17 protein-coding genes and 2 riboswitches are annotated in these 16,991 nt (G+C 34.9%); of the genes, 5 read left to right on the forward strand and 12 right to left on the reverse strand.

Annotation, left to right across the window (positions count from 1 at the left end):
• Window positions 1-39: 39 nt before the first annotated feature.
• Genes THYS13_RS07070 through THYS13_RS07080 form a run of 3 tightly spaced genes read right to left on the reverse strand, consistent with a single transcriptional unit; the run spans window position 40 to window position 3,755 of the window.
• Window positions 40-1,140, reverse strand: a complete 1,101-nt coding sequence (locus THYS13_RS07070; protein ID WP_042833769.1) for a homoserine O-acetyltransferase — start codon at window positions 1,138-1,140, stop codon at window positions 40-42.
• Between the two features lie 20 nt (window positions 1,141-1,160).
• A complete protein-coding gene (locus THYS13_RS07075) occupies window positions 1,161-2,444 on the reverse strand; it encodes a homocysteine synthase (RefSeq protein WP_042833770.1) in 1,284 nt (427 codons plus the stop codon).
• A gap of 27 nt (window positions 2,445-2,471) precedes the next feature.
• The gene (locus tag THYS13_RS07080) at window positions 2,472-3,755 is read right to left on the reverse strand and encodes a homoserine dehydrogenase (protein WP_042833771.1); all 1,284 of its coding nucleotides are present in this window, start codon (window positions 3,753-3,755) and stop codon (window positions 2,472-2,474) included.
• A 67-nt stretch (window positions 3,756-3,822) separates the two neighbouring features.
• Window positions 3,823-3,933: riboswitch (SAM riboswitch) on the reverse strand.
• Window positions 3,934-4,120: 187 nt separating this feature from the next.
• A riboswitch (TPP riboswitch) is annotated at window positions 4,121-4,228 on the forward strand.
• 45 nt (window positions 4,229-4,273) lie between these two features.
• On the opposite strand from THYS13_RS07080, the gene thiC reads away from it, so the two are divergent.
• The 5 genes from thiC (at window position 4,274) to THYS13_RS07105 (ending at window position 9,158) form a co-directional block, all read left to right on the forward strand.
• Entirely contained in the window at window positions 4,274-5,572 is a 1,299-nt protein-coding gene (gene thiC / locus THYS13_RS07085; protein ID WP_042833772.1) for a phosphomethylpyrimidine synthase ThiC, read from the forward strand.
• A gap of 76 nt (window positions 5,573-5,648) precedes the next feature.
• Window positions 5,649-5,807, forward strand: a complete 159-nt coding sequence (gene rd / locus THYS13_RS07090; RefSeq protein ID WP_042833773.1) for a rubredoxin — start codon at window positions 5,649-5,651, stop codon at window positions 5,805-5,807.
• 116 nt (window positions 5,808-5,923) lie between these two features.
• Window positions 5,924-7,063 (forward strand): universal stress protein, encoded by a 1,140-nt coding sequence (locus THYS13_RS07095; protein WP_042833774.1) that lies wholly within the window; start codon window positions 5,924-5,926, stop codon window positions 7,061-7,063.
• A gap of 30 nt (window positions 7,064-7,093) precedes the next feature.
• Window positions 7,094-8,458, forward strand: coding sequence for a Na+/H+ antiporter NhaC family protein (locus THYS13_RS07100; RefSeq protein WP_042833775.1), 1,365 nt, complete (start codon window positions 7,094-7,096; stop codon window positions 8,456-8,458).
• A gap of 184 nt (window positions 8,459-8,642) precedes the next feature.
• Entirely contained in the window at window positions 8,643-9,158 is a 516-nt protein-coding gene (locus tag THYS13_RS07105) for a ferredoxin domain-containing protein (protein WP_042833776.1), read from the forward strand.
• Window positions 9,159-9,184: 26 nt separating this feature from the next.
• Here THYS13_RS07105 and THYS13_RS07110 read toward each other — a convergent pair whose 3' ends face one another.
• The 9 genes from THYS13_RS07110 to THYS13_RS07150 all read right to left on the reverse strand — a co-directional run bounded on the left by THYS13_RS07110 (window position 9,185) and on the right by THYS13_RS07150 (window position 16,940).
• On the reverse strand, window positions 9,185-10,105 hold the full coding sequence (locus THYS13_RS07110; RefSeq protein WP_042833777.1) for a transketolase family protein: 921 nt from the start codon (window positions 10,103-10,105) through the stop codon (window positions 9,185-9,187).
• A complete protein-coding gene (locus THYS13_RS07115; RefSeq protein ID WP_042833778.1) occupies window positions 10,106-10,927 on the reverse strand; it encodes a transketolase in 822 nt (273 codons plus the stop codon).
• 15 nt (window positions 10,928-10,942) lie between these two features.
• The gene (locus THYS13_RS07120) at window positions 10,943-11,788 is read right to left on the reverse strand and encodes a YitT family protein (protein ID WP_042833779.1); all 846 of its coding nucleotides are present in this window, start codon (window positions 11,786-11,788) and stop codon (window positions 10,943-10,945) included.
• An 11-nt stretch (window positions 11,789-11,799) separates the two neighbouring features.
• On the reverse strand, window positions 11,800-12,537 hold the full coding sequence (locus tag THYS13_RS07125; protein ID WP_042833780.1) for a WecB/TagA/CpsF family glycosyltransferase: 738 nt from the start codon (window positions 12,535-12,537) through the stop codon (window positions 11,800-11,802).
• A gap of 2 nt (window positions 12,538-12,539) precedes the next feature.
• The gene (csaB, locus tag THYS13_RS07130; RefSeq protein WP_042833781.1) at window positions 12,540-13,631 is read right to left on the reverse strand and encodes a polysaccharide pyruvyl transferase CsaB; all 1,092 of its coding nucleotides are present in this window, start codon (window positions 13,629-13,631) and stop codon (window positions 12,540-12,542) included.
• Window position 13,632: 1 nt separating this feature from the next.
• The gene (locus tag THYS13_RS07135; RefSeq protein WP_042833782.1) at window positions 13,633-15,645 is read right to left on the reverse strand and encodes a DUF5693 family protein; all 2,013 of its coding nucleotides are present in this window, start codon (window positions 15,643-15,645) and stop codon (window positions 13,633-13,635) included.
• 113 nt (window positions 15,646-15,758) lie between these two features.
• The gene (locus THYS13_RS07140) at window positions 15,759-16,211 is read right to left on the reverse strand and encodes a hypothetical protein (protein ID WP_042833783.1); all 453 of its coding nucleotides are present in this window, start codon (window positions 16,209-16,211) and stop codon (window positions 15,759-15,761) included.
• Window positions 16,212-16,311: 100 nt separating this feature from the next.
• Window positions 16,312-16,662 carry a type II toxin-antitoxin system PemK/MazF family toxin gene (locus tag THYS13_RS07145; RefSeq protein WP_003867472.1) on the reverse strand — a complete coding sequence of 117 codons (351 nt, stop codon included), beginning with the start codon at window positions 16,660-16,662 and terminating at the stop codon, window positions 16,312-16,314.
• Window positions 16,663-16,664: 2 nt separating this feature from the next.
• Window positions 16,665-16,940 (reverse strand): CopG family ribbon-helix-helix protein, encoded by a 276-nt coding sequence (locus THYS13_RS07150; RefSeq protein ID WP_003867471.1) that lies wholly within the window; start codon window positions 16,938-16,940, stop codon window positions 16,665-16,667.
• Between the last annotated feature and the right edge of the window lie 51 nt (window positions 16,941-16,991).

Raw genomic sequence — 16,991 nt, forward strand, 5'->3', positions numbered from 1 at the left:
AGAACAACCCCCCTTTTAAAAGGGACTGTTCTTTTACAATTATACACAAACCATTTCTTTATTGTATGTTTCTTCTATAAAATCCGAAATAATAGGTCCAATCTTAGCTATATCTACCAAAAACGAGTCATGACCTTGCATTGAAGATATTTCTTCAAATTTGCCACACCCTCCTGAAGCATTAAGTTTTTTAATGAAATCCCTCATGTACTTAGAAGGAAAAATCATATCTGTATCTATCCCTATCATGAGTATTTCCGCTTTAATCCTTTTAAGTGCCATCTTCAAAGAACCATAAGGCTTCGTAATGTCATGTTCATTCATAGCCCATAAAATATATAAATATGAATTTGCATCAAACCTGTTTATAAAAGACAAACCATGATAGTTGAGGTAATTTTCCACTTCAAAATTGTTTTCATCTCTTAACCTGTCAAATCTATAGTCAAATAAATCACCACTTTTGTAGGTTATCATTCCCAGCATTCTGGCAGTACTCAATCCTTTATCAGGTTTATGGGGCTTATCATAGTAATCACCGCCGTAAAAATGTGGGTCATTTAATATGCATTGTATTCCTACATGATTATACGCAATATTAAGAGGAGTAAGCTTATAATCAGCAGCTATGACAATAGATTTATCCACTAAATCTGGATATGTCACTGCCCATTCTAAAGCCTGCATTCCTCCCATAGACCCTCCAATAGCAACTTTTATCCGGTCTATGCCAAGATAATCTAGAAGAAGTTTCTGCACTCTCACCATGTCTCTTATATTAATTTTTGGAAACCTTAAACCGTAAGGTTTTCCTGTTTTAGGGTTTATAGAAGAAGGACCTGTCGTTCCGTAACAACTGCCAAGAAAGTTAGAGCATATGACAAAATACTTATCCGTATCAATATACTTGCCCGGACCAATTAAAGGGTCCCACCAGCCAATGTTACTTTTCCCAGGATGTACACCTGCTGCATGTGCACTGCCACTTAAAGCGTGTTCCACAAGTATCACATTATTTTTTTCTTTATTTAATTTTCCATAAGTTTCATAAACAATAGTAAGTTCATCAAAGCTATATCCACTTTCTGTAGTGAATATATTTTTCCCTTTTAGTGTAACCTTTTTTTCCTCAACTATCATTTACATCAACCTTTCCTTATCTATTCTTGCGATACATAAAGGGCATTATCAAGGTCTTCTAATATATCTTCTATGTCTTCCAGCCCTACAGAAAGTCTTATCATATCCTCCGTAACACCAGAAGCTAACTGTTCTTCTTTTGATAACTGCTGATGAGTCGTGCTGGCTGGATGTATAACCAAAGACTTTGCATCCCCTATATTAGCAAGATGAGTAAATAATTTTAAACTCTCTATAAACTTAATGCCTGCTTTTAATCCACCTTTTATGCCAAAAGTCAAAACTCCTCCTTGCCCTCTTGGCAAATACTTTTGTGCCAAAGCATAATAGGGACTTGATTTAAGTCCTGGATAATTCACCCACGAAACGTAGGGATGAGAAGCTAAAAACTCTGCAACTTTTAAAGCATTTTGACTGTGCCTTCCCATCCTAAGAGATAGAGTCTCTAATCCTTGTGCGAATAAAAATGCATTAAATGGACTCAAAGCAGTACCCAAATCCCTTAAAAGTTGCACCCTCGCTTTTACAATATAAGCTGCTTCGCCTACATCTTTTACATACCTTATACCATGATAACTTGGATCTGGTTCTGTAAGTTCTGGAAACTTTCCATTGTCCCAATTAAATTTTCCAGAATCTACTATAACTCCGCCTATAGAAGTCCCATGACCCCCTATAAATTTAGTCGCCGAATGTACCACTATATCAGCCCCAAACTCGATAGGCTGTGCAAGGTAAGGAGTTGCAAAAGTATTATCTACAATGAGAGGAATTCCTGCAGTGTGGGCAATTTCTGCTATTTTTTCAATGTCAGCCACGTCAATCTTTGGATTGCCAATAGTCTCAATGTACAAAGCTTTTGTCTTATCTGTTATTTGACTTTTAAAGTTTTCAGGATTGCTGGGGTCCACAAACTTGAAATTTATACCAAACTTTTTCAAAGTAGTCGCAAAAAGATTATAAGTCCCTCCATAAAGATTGGTAGAAGATACAATCTCGTCTCCTACTCCTGCGATATTAGTAACTGCCAGCGTTATAGCTGCTTGACCTGAAGATACAGCAAGGGCACCTACCCCACCTTCTAATGCAGCTATTCTCTTTTCAAAAACGTCAACTGTGGGGTTCATCATTCGAGTATATATATACCCTTCTTCTTTTAAGGCAAAGAGGTCTGCAGCGTGCTCAGTACTTTTAAAAGCAAAGGAAGAGGTTTGATATATAGGAATGGCTACAGCTCCCGTAGTTGGGTCAGGCTCCCACCCTTCATGAATTGCCAAAGTTGAAAAACCATATTTTTTAGACATACTTTTAACTCCTTTCACAAAATTTTTTTAAATCACTTCTACAAAATCCTCAAATTTACTTACTTCTTCTGTTATATCCTCTTGCAAAACTTTAAAAATAGCTTTTATCTCGGTTATTTTTTCTAATTTTTCTGTAAATGTCTCAACACTTTTCTTCATTTTAACAATAGCTGTAAATGTGCCGTTTTCATAGGAAGATTCCACAATTGATACTTTTTGTTCTTTTAAAAACTTTAAAACTTTTTTCAAACCTAAAATATTTTCTTTATGAGTTTCAAGCCTTATATAAAAAGTATCTGTAAAACTTCCCTGACGAATTGGAAGAAAGTTTATCCTCTTATTATCTTTGATATTATAGTTTAACAATATATCAATTAAATCTGCCACTACAGCATCCCCTGTAGGAAGTTCTCCAGCACCTTTTCCTACAAAAACATATTCACCAAAACTATCCCCTCTAAGTATGATAGCATTATTTACGTCGTTTATCCTTGACAAAATATTATTTTCTTCGACTAAAACTGGTTCCACTCCTGCAAAGATGCCATCTTTGACTTTTTTGCCCCAGGCAAATAATTTTATTTTATATCCCCACTTATTGATGTAATTTAAATCTTGAGTCGTGATTTCGTCTATTCCTTTTCTGGTTATAGAATTTACTGGCACGTTTATATTGAACACTTTCCTCATTAATATAGCAAGTTTATAAAGGGCATCAAAGCCTTTTACGTCATAATCGGGATTTGCTTCTGCATATCCTAATTGCTGGGCTTCTTTAAGTGCTTCTTTATAACTTCTGCCTTCAGTAGTCATTTTGGTGAGAATATAATTAGTAGTGCCATTTATTATACCGCCTACAAAATCTATTTCATCTGTGATTTTTAATCTATCAATTTGATGCAGTATAGGTATAGCTCCACCTACACTTGCCTCACATTTTAGAAATACTTTATTCTTTTCTGCTATTTCATTTAATTCTTCTCCATGCTTAGCTATCAATTCTTTATTTGCAGTGATTACATGCTTCCCTGAAGACAAAGCTTCCTTCACATATTCGTAAGCTGGAGAAATGCCTCCTATTGCTTCAATGATTATTTTTATCTCTTTATCTTTCAAAATTTCTTCAGCATTTTGGGTAAGTAGTCCCTCTACTTTCACTTTCCTTGGCTTATTGAGATTTTTCACCAGTATCTTCTTTATCTCAGGATAAACCCCTGTGCTCTCCCTTATATGACCTCCTCTTGAAGTTATCAATTTATATACTCCTGTTCCTACTGTACCAAGTCCTAATAATCCGATTTTTATTTTCATGTCACACCTCCAAATAAATTTTTAGGCCCTCTTCTCAATGAGAAGAGGGCCTAATAATCCGCCACTCCTCTCATCTCTCAGGTTAGACACCCTAACCTGCAGGATTTGGCACCAGACGCATATAAATGCCGGTTGCCGGGTTTCATCGGGCCAGTCCCTCCACCACTCTTGATAAGAGGTTTGTGTGTAATATTTATATTCAATTTTACATGTTGTAATCTATGTTATCACTTTGAAACTGTAAAGTCAAGAACTTTTTTTGTACTCTTTCTTAAATTTTTTCTAAATTTTAATATACACCAAATTTTTTTAGTGGTATAATAATATTGTAAAATATTATACATTATCGATTATAAAAATTTAATATTTGCCACATGGGGTGCCGGCGTAACCGGCTGAGAAAAAGGTGTTGCCTTTTAACCCATTGAACCTGTTAGGTTAGTACCTGCGTAGGGATGTGGTCATCCACCATGGCTATAATCCCCATGGTTTATTTATTTTTTAAGGAGGTTTTTATTATGACACAATTGGAATACGCCCTTTCAGGCATTGTTACAAAAGAAATGAAAATAGTCGCAGAGTATGAAGGAGTAGACGAAGAATTTATTTTAGAAGGAGTTAAAAAAGGAGAAATAGTAATACCATCAAACATCAACCACAAAAACCTCATTCCCAAAGGCATAGGAAGGGGTTTAATGACAAAAGTAAATGCTAACATTGGAACATCTGATGCATACCCTGAAGTTGACAAAGAAATTGAAAAATTAAATGTTGCTGTAAAAGCTGGAGCAGATGCGGTAATGGATTTAAGCACAGGGGGCGACATTAAGCAATCTCGTAGAAAAATACTTGAAAATTCCTCTGTCCCTGTAGGCACTGTCCCCATGTATCAAGCAGCTGTAGAATCTATATCCAAATACGGTAGCATCGTAGCTATGCCTGAAGAATTCATTTTTGAAGTTATAGAAGAACAAGCAAAAGACGGAGTTGATTTTATTACAGTCCACTGTGGTCTAACATCTGAATCATTGAAAAAGCTTAAAGACAACGGCCGAGTAATGGATATAGTAAGCCGCGGTGGCTCCTTTACAATTGCTTGGATGCTCCATAACGACAAAGAAAATCCTTTGTATAAACATTTTGATAGGCTCCTTGATATTGCTAAAAGATATGACATAACTCTAAGCTTAGGAGATGGACTGCGTCCAGGTTGTCTGGAAGATGCTACAGACGCAGCACAAATTCAAGAACTTATAATCCTTGGCGAATTGGTAAAGAAATCTCGAGAGGCAGGAGTTCAAGTTATGGTAGAAGGACCCGGGCATGTGCCAATTGACCAAATTGAAGCAAATGTAAAACTTCAAAAACAACTTTGTCACAACGCTCCTTTTTATGTGCTTGGCCCTATTGTGACTGATATAGCTCCTGGCTATGACCACATAACTTCTGCAATCGGAGGAGCAATTGCAGCAGCTTCTGGTGCTGATTTCCTTTGCTATGTTACACCCGCTGAACATCTCGGACTTCCAGACAAAGAAGATGTCAAAGAAGGCGTTATTGCAGCAAAAATAGCTGCCCATGCCGCAGATATCGCAAAAGGCGTAAAAGGTGCTAAAGAAAAAGATTTAACTATGGCTAAAGCCAGAAAAGCCTTAAACTGGGATGAGCAAATAAAGCTTTCTATAGACCCTGATAAAGCTTTTAAATATCGCGTCAATAAAAACATATCTACAGTCAAAACTTGCAGTATGTGTGGAAAATTCTGCGCTATGAAAATTGTCAGTGAGTATCTTGGAACTTCGGCTATGACCTGTTAATATCCTTTTGCCTTCCCCTTGATTTTCTTTACTAATTTCTGTTATAATAAAGGAAAATATCAAGGGGGTATTTTTTATGGAAAAGTGGCAATGCACAGTATGTGGGTACATCTATGATCCAGAAGAAGGAGACCCATCACAAGGAATTGAACCAGGAACTCCTTTTGAAGAATTGCCTGACGATTGGGTTTGTCCTGACTGCGGGGTAGGAAAAGATATGTTTGAAAAAATATGAGAGAGCGATTGCTCTCTTTTTTATTGATTTTTAATAAGATTCATATTATTATAGTTGTATGAAATCACTATACTCAAACAAAAATATAATTAAACTGTGGAGGGCGCGTAAATTTAATGAGTGAAGGTTTTAGGAGGTTAACTCCTGAAGAAGCTTTAGAAATTATAAAAAAACAACAGCGAGGAAAATTAAAAATATTTTTAGGATATGCTCCTGGTGTTGGAAAAACTTATGCAATGCTCAATGAAGGCAACAGGCGTCTTAAAAGAGGTCAAGATGTAGTAATAGGTTATGTGGAAACTCATGGAAGAAAAGAGACAGAAGCCCAAATAGGAAATTTAGAAATAATCCCTCGGAAAAAAATTGAATACCACGGCATGATATTAGAAGAAATGGATACCGACGCCATAATTGCTCGTAAACCAGAAGTAGTTTTGATAGATGAATTAGCACATACAAATGCACCTGGCTCTAAACACAAAAAAAGATATGAAGATGTAGAAGAAATTTTAAGTCATGGGATAAATGTAATTACAACACTTAACATCCAACATTTAGAAAGTTTAAATGACGTTATTCAACAAATCACAGGTGTTGCTGTAAGAGAAACAATCCCTGACAGCATAGTCGATAACGCAGATGAAATTGTTGCTGTAGATTTGACTCCTGATGCTTTGCTTAATCGATTAAAAAGAGGAGATATTTATCCAGTAAGTAAAGTCGATGAATGTCTCTCTAACTTTTTTAGAAAAGGAAATTTAAATGCTTTAAGGGAGTTAATGCTAAGACTTACCGCCGAAGAAGTAGATATAGAATTAGAAGAATATATGAAAGAGCATGGAATAACTGATACATGGGAAACAAATGAAAAAATAATGGTGTGCATAACACCAAACCCACTATCTAAAAAGCTTATAAGAAGGGGTGCAAGGAGAGCAAGAAGATTCAAATGTGATTGGGTAGTAGTATATGTAAACTGTACACATTTTCTTGCACCTAAACTTACTGAAAAAGATAAAGAAGTTTTAGAAAGCCATTTCATGTTAGCAAAACAATTAGGGGCAGAAGTCTACACATTGACAGGAAAAAGCGTGTCTGATGAACTTTTAAAATTTGCAAAGCAAATGCACATTACACAAATAATAATAGGGCATTCTCAAAGGTCAAGACTACAAACCTTTTTTAGAGGTTCTACGGTTATAAAGTTAATTAAAAAAGCAAAAAATATAGAAATTCACGTAATACCTTATAAATAACTTCTTCATTACTAAAAGGAGCAATGAAAAATGGAAAACAAATTTAGAATCTCACTCATAACTTTTTTGTTAATTTTAGCCATAACTATGACAATGGTATTAGTGTTTAACCAACCTCCCTATATACCGCTTTTTATAAGCTATATAATAACCTTTGCTATTGTTTTGATAAACGGTTTTTTGCCTCAAGAACTTATCAATATGTCAATTAAAGGAATTAAAAAAGGTATAAATGTGATGATTATACTCCTTTTGATAGGAGCCCTCGTTGCCTTGTGGAAACAAAATGGAACCCTTCCTGCTCTTATTTACTACGCCTCCCACTTTTTAAAACCACAAGCTTTTTTGTTGGTCTCTTTTATCACAACCTCTATTATCTCAATGATTTTAGGTACAGCTGTAGGAACCGCTAGTACTATTGGAATAGTAATAATGGGACTAGCCCATGGCTTTGGCTATTCTCTTCCAATAGTTGCTGGTGCAGTAATATCCGGTTCTTTTATAGGAGATAGGACTTCTCCCCTTGCAGGAAATGTTATTCTTCTGTCAGATATGGCAGAAATTGAACAATACAATGTACTTAAATCTCTCTTTAAAACTGCGATTCCTACTTTTGTATTAACTAGTTTATTATACTATCTTTTAAGTCTTCACATTAATATTTCTTCGCCGTACACTTTTGGCAATCTTGCAGCTATAATTTTGAAAAATTATAAAATAAACTTTTTCTTGTTTTTAGCTCCTATAATGATTATAACTTTGGCTTTTTTCAGGATTTCTACAAAGATAAATCTTTCAATTGCTGTCCTTCTCTCCTACTTTGTCTCTTTACTAAATGGTTATAACCCTATAGATTCTTTAAAAGTCATTATGTTCGGAAATATATCTAATATTCCAGAATTTAAATCAATCTTTTCAGGAGGAGGTATGATTTCCATCTTCCCAATGATAGGAGTAGTAACCTTTGCTACCGCTCTTTCTGGAATATTAGAAGGAACAGGAATTATAAAAGCAGTTTTTAGAAAAGCCCAAAAAATAAAAAACCCTAAAATTGCCTATTTGGTCACAATGTTATTAAGCACTTTAATGGCAGTAATAACTTGTAATCAAGCTCTTTCTGTAATTTTACCTTCTCGCATAATGCTGGAAGTCTTTAAAAGTCTTAACGTAAAAAATGATATGATGGTAAGAGCAATAGCAGATTCAGGCATGATACTTGCCGGAATAATACCTTGGAACTTAGCAGCAATGCTTCCTTCTGCAGTTTTAGGAGTAAAAGTAATTGATTACCTTCCCTATGCTTATTTAAATCTATTATTCCCTATATTATCAATACTTACCGTGTTAATAGAAAGTAATAAGCAATATAGCAATGCTACAACAGAAGAATTTTGAAGAGTGTTAAAGCTAAGACTTTTTCATTCCGATTCTATTTGTAAAAAAAGGAATAAAATCCTGCTTTTTATGTTAAAAGAAGCAATATGACAAAACTTTATCAATTCTTATTGCAAAAAGTAAAAAAATATATCAATATTATAATAGATAACGCATTCATCTTAAAAACGCGGAGGGAGACATTATGGATGTAATTGAATTAGCTGCTCATTTGATGGCATTATCAGCGAGAACAGCACCTAAAGCAACTGGAAAAGACTTTATAGAAACAAAAGTAATTACAGGTGAAGACCTCATAAGGTTAAAAGAGGATATGATAAAATATGGTGAAGAATCCGGAAAGAAAAATTTTGACAGGGATGCTAAAAACGTCGCTAACTCCAGTGCAGTACTTTTAATTTCATTAAATAAACCAGAAAAAGTTGGACTAAATTGTGGCGCCTGCGGTTATAATCTTTGCACTAGTCTAAGGGATTTTAGAGAAGGTACAGAATTCGCAGGTCCTATATGTGCATGGAGACTCATCGATTTAGGAATAGCAGTGGGATCTGCAGTTAAAACCGCCAGTCTTTTGAATGTGGATAACCGAGTTATGTATAGAATAGGTGTAAGTGCAAGAAGGCTAAAATTAATTGAAGGAGAAATTGTTATAGGCATTCCTCTTTCTGCGACAGGTAAAAACATATACTTTGACAGATAAAAATGCCAGGACTAACCTGGCGTTTTTTAAAATGACTTAGCCGTTTTTACAATGTCCTCCGCTGTCAAACCATAATGTCTTAAAAGCTCTTTAGGTGAACCGGATTGTCCAAACTCATCTCTTATCCCAATTCTCTTTATTTTCACTGGATATTCCTCTGAAAGAACCTCTGCTACTGCCGAACCAAGCCCGCCTATTATGCTGTGCTCTTCTGCTGTTATAACTTTGCCCGTCTTTTTAGCTACTTCTACTATTAAATCTTTGTCTATCGGCTTTATGGTGTGGATGTTCACCACTGTCGCATCTATTCCCTCTTCCTTTAGTTTATCTGCTGCTTCAATCGCTATGGCTACCATTATCCCTGTCGCTATTATCGCTACGTCTTTCCCTTCTCTTATTACTTCACCTTTCCCTAATTCAAATTTGTAGTTTTGATCGTGTATATCTGGTACTGCCATCCTCCCTAGCCTTATGTATACTGGCCCATAGTAATATGCCGCCGCAAATATGGCCTGTCTCGTCTCTTCCGCATCCGCCGGGTTTATTACCACCATCCCAGGTATTCCTCTCATAAGGGATATATCCTCTATTGATTGGTGGGTCGCTCCGTCTTCTCCTACTGTTATCCCAGCATGGGTAGCTGCTATTTTTACATTCAAGTGCGGATAACCTATGGAGTTTCTTACTTGTTCGTATGCTCTTCCTGTTGCAAATATGGCAAAGGTGCTGGCAAAAGGAATTTTCCCACAGGTAGCAAGTCCTGCTGCTGTTACCATCATGTCTTGCTCTGATATTCCCATGTTAAAGAATCTATCTGGATATACTTTTTGAAAATCTGCTGTTTTTGTAGATTTTGATAAGTCTGCATCTAATACTACTATATTTTTGTTTTTTGCGCCTAATTCTACTAAGGCTTTCCCATAGGCTTCTCTTGTCGCCATCGCCATTTATACTTCACTCCCTTCAAGTTCTTGTATAGCTTTTTGTCTTTGTTCTTCGTTAGGCGCATTGCCATGCCATCCTACTTGATTTTCCATGAAGGATACACCTTTCCCTTTTATTGTATGAGCTATTATCAATGTAGGTCTTCTTTTTGTAGCTTTTGCTTCTTCTATGGCCCTGTCTATTTGGTCAAAGTCGTGGCCGTCTATTTCTATTACGTGCCATCCAAAAGCTTTAAATTTTTCATTTACTGGTTCTATGTTTTTTACTTCTCTGTTTGGACCATCTATTTGTAAGCCGTTAAAGTCAAGTATTGCTGTTAAGTTGTCTAATTTGTAATGGGCTGCTGTCATAGCTGCTTCCCATATTTGCCCTTCCTGCAATTCTCCATCTCCTAATATTACATAAACTCTATAATCCTTTTTATCTAGCTTCCCTGCTAATGCCATACCATTCGCAGCAGAGAGCCCTTGCCCTAATGACCCTGTGGTCATATCAAGTCCCGGTGTGGATTTCATATCGGGATGCCCTTGAAGTATTGAGCCAAGCTTTCTTAAAGTTTTTAACTCTTCTTTTGGGAAAAACCCTTTTTCAGCTAATACAGCATACAAGGCAGGAGCTGCATGACCTTTTGATAAAACGAGTCTATCCCTATCTTCCCATTTGGGATTGTCAGGCTTTACATTCATTTTGTCAAAATAGAGTAGTGTTAAAATATCTGCACAGGATAATGACCCCCCAGGATGGCCAGATCCTGCTTCTGCTAACATGTTTATGATGTCTATTCTCACTTCTTTTGCCTTTTGCTTTAAAAATTCTTTGTTCATACTAATACCTCCATTTCACATGTTTTTAAATCCTTCTCCTAAAACTTCATGGGCTGTTGATAATATCACGAAAGCGTTGGGGTCTATTCTTTTCACAAGGCTTCTTAAAGTTGTAACTTCTCTACGAGTTACAACACACAATAAAACATTTTTGTCCTTTTTTGAATAACCCCCTCTTCCTTTTAGTTCTGTTACCCCCCTTTCCATCTCCTCCAATATTGACTTACTAATTTCCTCATACTTATCAGAAATAATTATAGCAATTCTCTCATCGCCACTACCTTCTTGCATGAGGTCAATAACTTTAATGGAAATAAATTCAGTAGCTAATGCATAAAGGGCAAGTTCCGGACTAAAAACTATGCCTGCTAAAGTTATTATTACAAAGTCTATTATAAGCAGTATTCTACCCACACTTAAAAAGTGTATGTATTTATGCAAGGTCATAGCAGCCATGTCTGTTCCACCAGTTGTTGCTCCATATTTTATCACAATGCCTAACCCTACACCCATTATTATACCACCATATACTGCTGCTAACATAGTATCATGGGTAAGTGGTTTTAAAAAAGCCAATGCATCAATAGAAACACCTAATAAAATAGTTGAATAAAGTGTTTTAGCTCCAAAACCTGTTCCTAAAGCTTTAGTCGAAATGATAAAAAGCGGAATATTTATTGCCAATGTAACTGCTCCAATTGGCCATCCAAACAAATGTTGTAGAACAACTGCAAGTCCACTTACTCCACCAGGAGCAATTTTGTTAGGTGCCAAAAATAGGTCAAGGGACAAACTAACAAGTAATGTGCCTATCGTAACCCAGAAAAAGTCTATTATTATTTTCTTAAGTGAAACTTTCATAATACATCCCCTTATCGCATGTCAACTTTTCCTTTGTGTAACAAAACTTTCAGAGCAAATTTAGGAAGTGCCATCATCCTTTTATATCTCCAAGGCTCTTTAATTAACCTGTATAGCCACTCTAAGCCTAATTTTCTATATAAATAAGGAGCCCTTTTAGCCTTTCCAGCTATTACATCAAAACTTCCTCCTACCCCCATTGCTATCTTTACTTTTAATTTGTTTCTGTTTTTATATATCCATTTCTCTTGTTTAGGAGCACCTAAAGCCACAAAAAGAACTTCTGCACTCTTATTATTTATCTCTTCTATGATTTTATTTTCTTCCTCTTGAGTAAAATAGCCATGATGAGTTCCTACTATTTTCACACTCGGATATAATTTTTCTAAATTGACACGAGCTTGTTCTGCAATTTGAGGAGCTGACCCTAATAGATAAATTTTTATATTTCTAGAAGATATATCCTTTATAAATTCCATCATAAGGTCAAAACCTGCTACTCTCTCAGACAGCGGATTTTTAAAAACTTTTGAAGCAAAAACAATACCACTTCCATCTGGGACATTTAAATCAGTATTATTTAATATTTCCATATATTCTTTATCTTTCTGTGCCATCATTACAATTTCCGCATTAGGTGTTGCAACAATGTGCAGTCTGTCTTCTTGCAAAAAATTTTTTAAAATCTCTACCGCTTGTTTCATCGTCACTCGATCTATTGGTACCCCAAATATATCCAATCTTTCCATCTTCACACCTCAAATTTATTATGTTCAAATAATATGTCAAAATTCTTTTTTGCTCTTTCTTTTAGTTCATCTAAACGCTTAGACATATTATTTATATACTCTTCTTTTTGCTGTAAAATTGAATTTACTCTTTTTAGAATATTTTCGGCAGTAAAAGAATTAATATCTCCTGCACTGCTTTCACCAACAGATTTTAGAAAACCCTCCACCTTAGGGTCATAAGATATACCAACAAATGGAACTAAGGATATAAACGCAAAGATTAAAGAATGCAGTCTTACACCTATCAATAAGCTACTGCCTTTAATAATATTCAAAATCTCTTCTATCTCGTATTCCCCAGTTAAAATTTCATAAGGCGTTTTCATATAAGTAGCAACCCTATCGCTCTCTTCTATATCTTCGTGATAAAAAGGAAGAAAAACAATCTTATATCCATAATCCTGGGCAATTAAATCTGCAGCCCTTGCCAACTCAACCCTTGATAATTCAGAATTTTCCCATTCTCTTGTACAAATCAAAACATATTCTGAGGAATTTAAATCAATTCCTTCTTTTTCGCGGACTTTATCAAAAACTTTTTTGTCATCACTACAAGGAAAGTTTAGCACAAGATCTGCTGCTACCACTACATGTTTTCTGACATTTAGCTGTTTCAAATATTCTTTTGATAATTCATCTCTTACAGCTATCCCATCAATTTTATTTAAAATTTTTGCAGTAAGCCATCTGTTAAACTTTTTATCAACTGGACCAATGCCTTGTCCTATAACATATACTTTTTTTCTAAGAAATTTCCCCATAAGCATTATTCCGAGATAATACCACAAACTCTTACTACTGGTCTTATCTTGTATAAGACTACCACCGCCACTTAACAATGCATCTGCCTGCTTTAGCGCTTTGTATATTTTTTTTAAAGAGTTTCTGTTTACTGCTTTTACCTGGTGCTTTTTGTTAGTTTCATCAGGTTTATTAGAAAGAACTGTTATATCAGTTAAGCCTCTTTCTTTTAAACCTTCTACCAGACATTTTAGAACAGCTTCATCCCCAATATTATCAAATCCGTAATAGCCGGATATGACTGTTTTCATATCAATACTCCCTTTTTATATTTTTTAAGACCTTGTCCATTATAAATACAACAACCATACCAATTAAAGCCCCCAATATCCATGCAATAACTGTACGCTCTATCGCAATCGTAAGCACACTTTCAATATGACTAAATGTATTGACAATCGACAATATGCCTATCGAAGCAAATATTCCCATAATAAATGTCCAGGTTTTTGAACGTTTAAAAGCAGTATAAATTGCTAATATAATCGCAGGGTCTCCTATTAAAAACTCCTTCGTCCGAGGTCTTGCTACAAGAGTATGCTCAAGAAAATCTCTAAATTTAAGCTCTAATTCTGTCGGCTTAACAATAGGTTCATTTCCCGTCCTTGAAATGTATATAATTCCAATAATCCCTGCTATAACAATAGCTACCAAATGCCATACTTTTATGTCTATGTTTAAAAATTCCTTTACTCTCCCTATAAACGTCTTCCAGTCATTAGCATTGTATATCTTTATAATATAGTACAAAACATAAAACACTAAAGGTAGTACAAAAGAAAATTTTACACCCCTAAAGTAGTCAATTTTTAACATATATTTGCTATCAGCCATTATAGCCGCTATAATAAGAGCTCCCACAAAAGGAATCAATAATGAATTGATAAATATTTTTAAAGAGGTATATGTAAAACTGAGATTTTTCCTTTTGTGCAATATTTCTCTCGTTTTGTCTATAAAATATCCTATGCCAAGAGAAGGAAAAATTATAGAAGAAGCTAATGCTACTACTTTGACCCCTAAATCGTTAAATCTGCTTACCAACACTAAAGAAGTCAGTATAGCACCCAATAATCCTAATAAAATTAACACATATTCTCCGATTCCTAACATCTGTAAAAGCAACAAGCCACCAGCAATAACTCCTAAACTTATGAGTATTTCCGTAAGAGTTGACTGATGAAGCTCCAAAAGAGGCTTAGCAACACCAACATTTAATCCAGCTTTTTTTATGTATTTTGTCATATCTTCAATCATAGATTGATTTTGTTGTATGTTGTAAGCAGCACTTTTGGAATTATCTATTTTTGCTCTCATATAAACAATTCTCACATTTCTCTCTATTATCCCTCTGTACCATCTATTTACTATTTCAGAAGTATCGTATTTTTGAGTTTCTGCTTCTGAAACTCCAAAGACTTTTATCCCCCTATAATCATCAAACTTAGCAAATTTATTCATTCCCTCTTGAAGTTTTTTCCCCATAGGCACATCTATAATTCCTACGTTTATGCCATTTTTCTTAAATAAAGAAGCAGCATAAGATATTTTTCCAGGATTTCCTAAGACATCAGTACCATTAAAAATTACAGTTTTTACATCAAATTTCTTCAATATATCAACATAGTCTTTTATATCTTTATCCTTTATCCCAGTAAAATTCTCAATTCGCGGTATCACATCAAAGCCTAAAGATTTTACCAGTTCTAAATCGCTTTCATCAAATCCCAACCCCTTTGTTATAAAAACATCTTTGGGTTTATTGATAACAAAGGCATAGCTACCTCTCTTTTCAAGCATTTTTAATTCGTCTTCAGGTACTCTTCTTGTTAAAGCCTCTTTAAGAAAATTGAATATCTTTACATCTTTTGTTGTAACAACTATGTAGTTTCCATACTGCTCCTTTTCCTTATCTGTAAGACTCTTTAAGTAGTCTTCCAATGCTACATTCCCTAAGTTTGAAGACAACAAATAAAGATTTCCTACGTCTTTTAAAAGACTTAAAGAAATTTTACCAGACTGTTGAAGGCTTTCAAGAGTAACCTCATTTACAGCAACACCGATAAGACCAGCTGCTTTCATATCAGAAAGCACAGAAATCAAGTCTCTGCCTGTTACAGAAGCAAGGTCTTTGAAACTTTTTAAATCTCCTACAATTTCCACTGTATTATACTTGTTTTCTACTCTTATTCTGTTTATATCTGAGAAAATAGATACTACTAAAGAAATAACAATAAATATTACAAGTATTTTCTTTAGCTTCAAATTAATCTCTCCTTTGTATTTGCTTTTGTAACACATCGATATTTAAAAGGGTAACTACTCATATTATATCACAAAAATTTCTTTAGAGCATGAAAAAACAGCGCAAAGCGCTGTTAATTTTTTGTATATTTACCCATCACAACTATGTATGTGTGTTTTGTCGCTTTTATACCTCTGCCATCAGAGCGTGGAAAAAGCAAAAGGTGATTAGCAGGTATAATATCATTATTTTTTAAATTTGTACCTGCAGTAAGGTCCGCTACTCCATCAGTTTTTGTAACAATTACTGCTGAATTTGCAATCCTGACTATCGCTTGTGTGCCACCTTCCATAGTTAAAACTTCGCCAGAATTTAATTCAATTACTTCATAGCTTGCTTCTGTCTTTACCTCTTTTAGTTTATCATCAACATAAGCTTTCACCTGATTATATTGCGAATCAACATAGCTTTTACTGACAAGGGGGTCTTGCTGACTTCCTGGTTCAGGATTTTGATCAGCATACCCTACACTCAAAGCCACTAAAATCACAACAAACGCCAATATAAGCGCATAAACTTTTTTCATTTGTTCTTCCTCCTATAATTCCCCTCTTCCATTTCTATTTTATAAAAAAACAAATCCTATTTCAACAAAAAAATAAGAACTTATCCTAAAAGATAAGTCCTTAAAAATCAATCAGCCCTAAACTTATTTGCAAAGCTTCATTGACTTTCTCCATCATTTCCTGATCAAAATGGCCAATTTTTTCTCTTAAACGTTTTTTGTCAATAGTCCTGATTTGTTCTAACAATACTACAGAATCTTTGTTAAGGCCATATTCTGCCCCATTTATTTCAACATGAGTGGGCAATTTGGCTTTGTTGATCTGAGATGTAATTGCCGCTACTATTACTGTTGGACTATATTTATTACCAATATCATTTTGAATTATAAGTACAGGCCGAATTCCGCCCTGTTCAGAGCCTATTACAGGGCTTAAATCGGCATAAAAAATGTCTCCCCTCTTTATCACCATAGTCAATCACACTTTTTCAATTTCATTTCATATCCTGTAAAACATTCGTTTTCTGCGGTTAGGCCCATTTCCGCAAGTTCGCTGTTAATTGCTGCCATCTCAAGATATCCCTTTTTCATGCTCTCACGTATTTGAATTTTTTTCTTCTCGCGTATATATAATTTCATCGCTTCTCTTATAAATTCACTGCGATTCCTGTTTTCCATAGCGGCAAGGACATCAACTTCTTCTAATAAACTTTGCGGCAAGCTTACAAGTATTCGCTTTGTTTCGCCCACTTTTAGGACCTCCTTACGCACTTATATAATTTATTATATATTACTATATAT

Source organism: Thermoanaerobacter sp. YS13, assembly GCF_000806225.2.
GTDB classification, from domain to species: Bacteria; Bacillota; Thermoanaerobacteria; order Thermoanaerobacterales; family Thermoanaerobacteraceae; genus Thermoanaerobacter; species Thermoanaerobacter uzonensis.

Bases quoted from the DNA above. Each gene is read 5' to 3' on its own strand.
- THYS13_RS07070 (WP_042833769.1), bottom strand. From the start codon at position 1,140: ATGATAGTTGAGGAAAAAAAGGTTACACTAAAAGGGAAAAATATATTC.
- THYS13_RS07075 (WP_042833770.1), bottom strand. From the start codon at position 2,444: ATGTCTAAAAAATATGGTTTTTCAACTTTGGCAATTCATGAAGGGTGG.
- THYS13_RS07080 (WP_042833771.1), bottom strand. From the start codon at position 3,755: ATGAAAATAAAAATCGGATTATTAGGACTTGGTACAGTAGGAACAGGA.
- thiC (WP_042833772.1), top strand. From the start codon at position 4,274: ATGACACAATTGGAATACGCCCTTTCAGGCATTGTTACAAAAGAAATG.
- rd (WP_042833773.1), top strand. From the start codon at position 5,649: ATGGAAAAGTGGCAATGCACAGTATGTGGGTACATCTATGATCCAGAA.
- THYS13_RS07095 (WP_042833774.1), top strand. From the start codon at position 5,924: ATGAGTGAAGGTTTTAGGAGGTTAACTCCTGAAGAAGCTTTAGAAATT.
- THYS13_RS07100 (WP_042833775.1), top strand. From the start codon at position 7,094: ATGGAAAACAAATTTAGAATCTCACTCATAACTTTTTTGTTAATTTTA.
- THYS13_RS07105 (WP_042833776.1), top strand. From the start codon at position 8,643: ATGGATGTAATTGAATTAGCTGCTCATTTGATGGCATTATCAGCGAGA.
- THYS13_RS07110 (WP_042833777.1), bottom strand. From the start codon at position 10,105: ATGGCGATGGCGACAAGAGAAGCCTATGGGAAAGCCTTAGTAGAATTA.
- THYS13_RS07115 (WP_042833778.1), bottom strand. From the start codon at position 10,927: ATGAACAAAGAATTTTTAAAGCAAAAGGCAAAAGAAGTGAGAATAGAC.
- THYS13_RS07120 (WP_042833779.1), bottom strand. From the start codon at position 11,788: ATGAAAGTTTCACTTAAGAAAATAATAATAGACTTTTTCTGGGTTACG.
- THYS13_RS07125 (WP_042833780.1), bottom strand. From the start codon at position 12,537: ATGGAAAGATTGGATATATTTGGGGTACCAATAGATCGAGTGACGATG.
- csaB (WP_042833781.1), bottom strand. From the start codon at position 13,631: ATGAAAACAGTCATATCCGGCTATTACGGATTTGATAATATTGGGGAT.
- THYS13_RS07140 (WP_042833783.1), bottom strand. From the start codon at position 16,211: ATGAAAAAAGTTTATGCGCTTATATTGGCGTTTGTTGTGATTTTAGTG.
- THYS13_RS07145 (WP_003867472.1), bottom strand. From the start codon at position 16,662: ATGGTGATAAAGAGGGGAGACATTTTTTATGCCGATTTAAGCCCTGTA.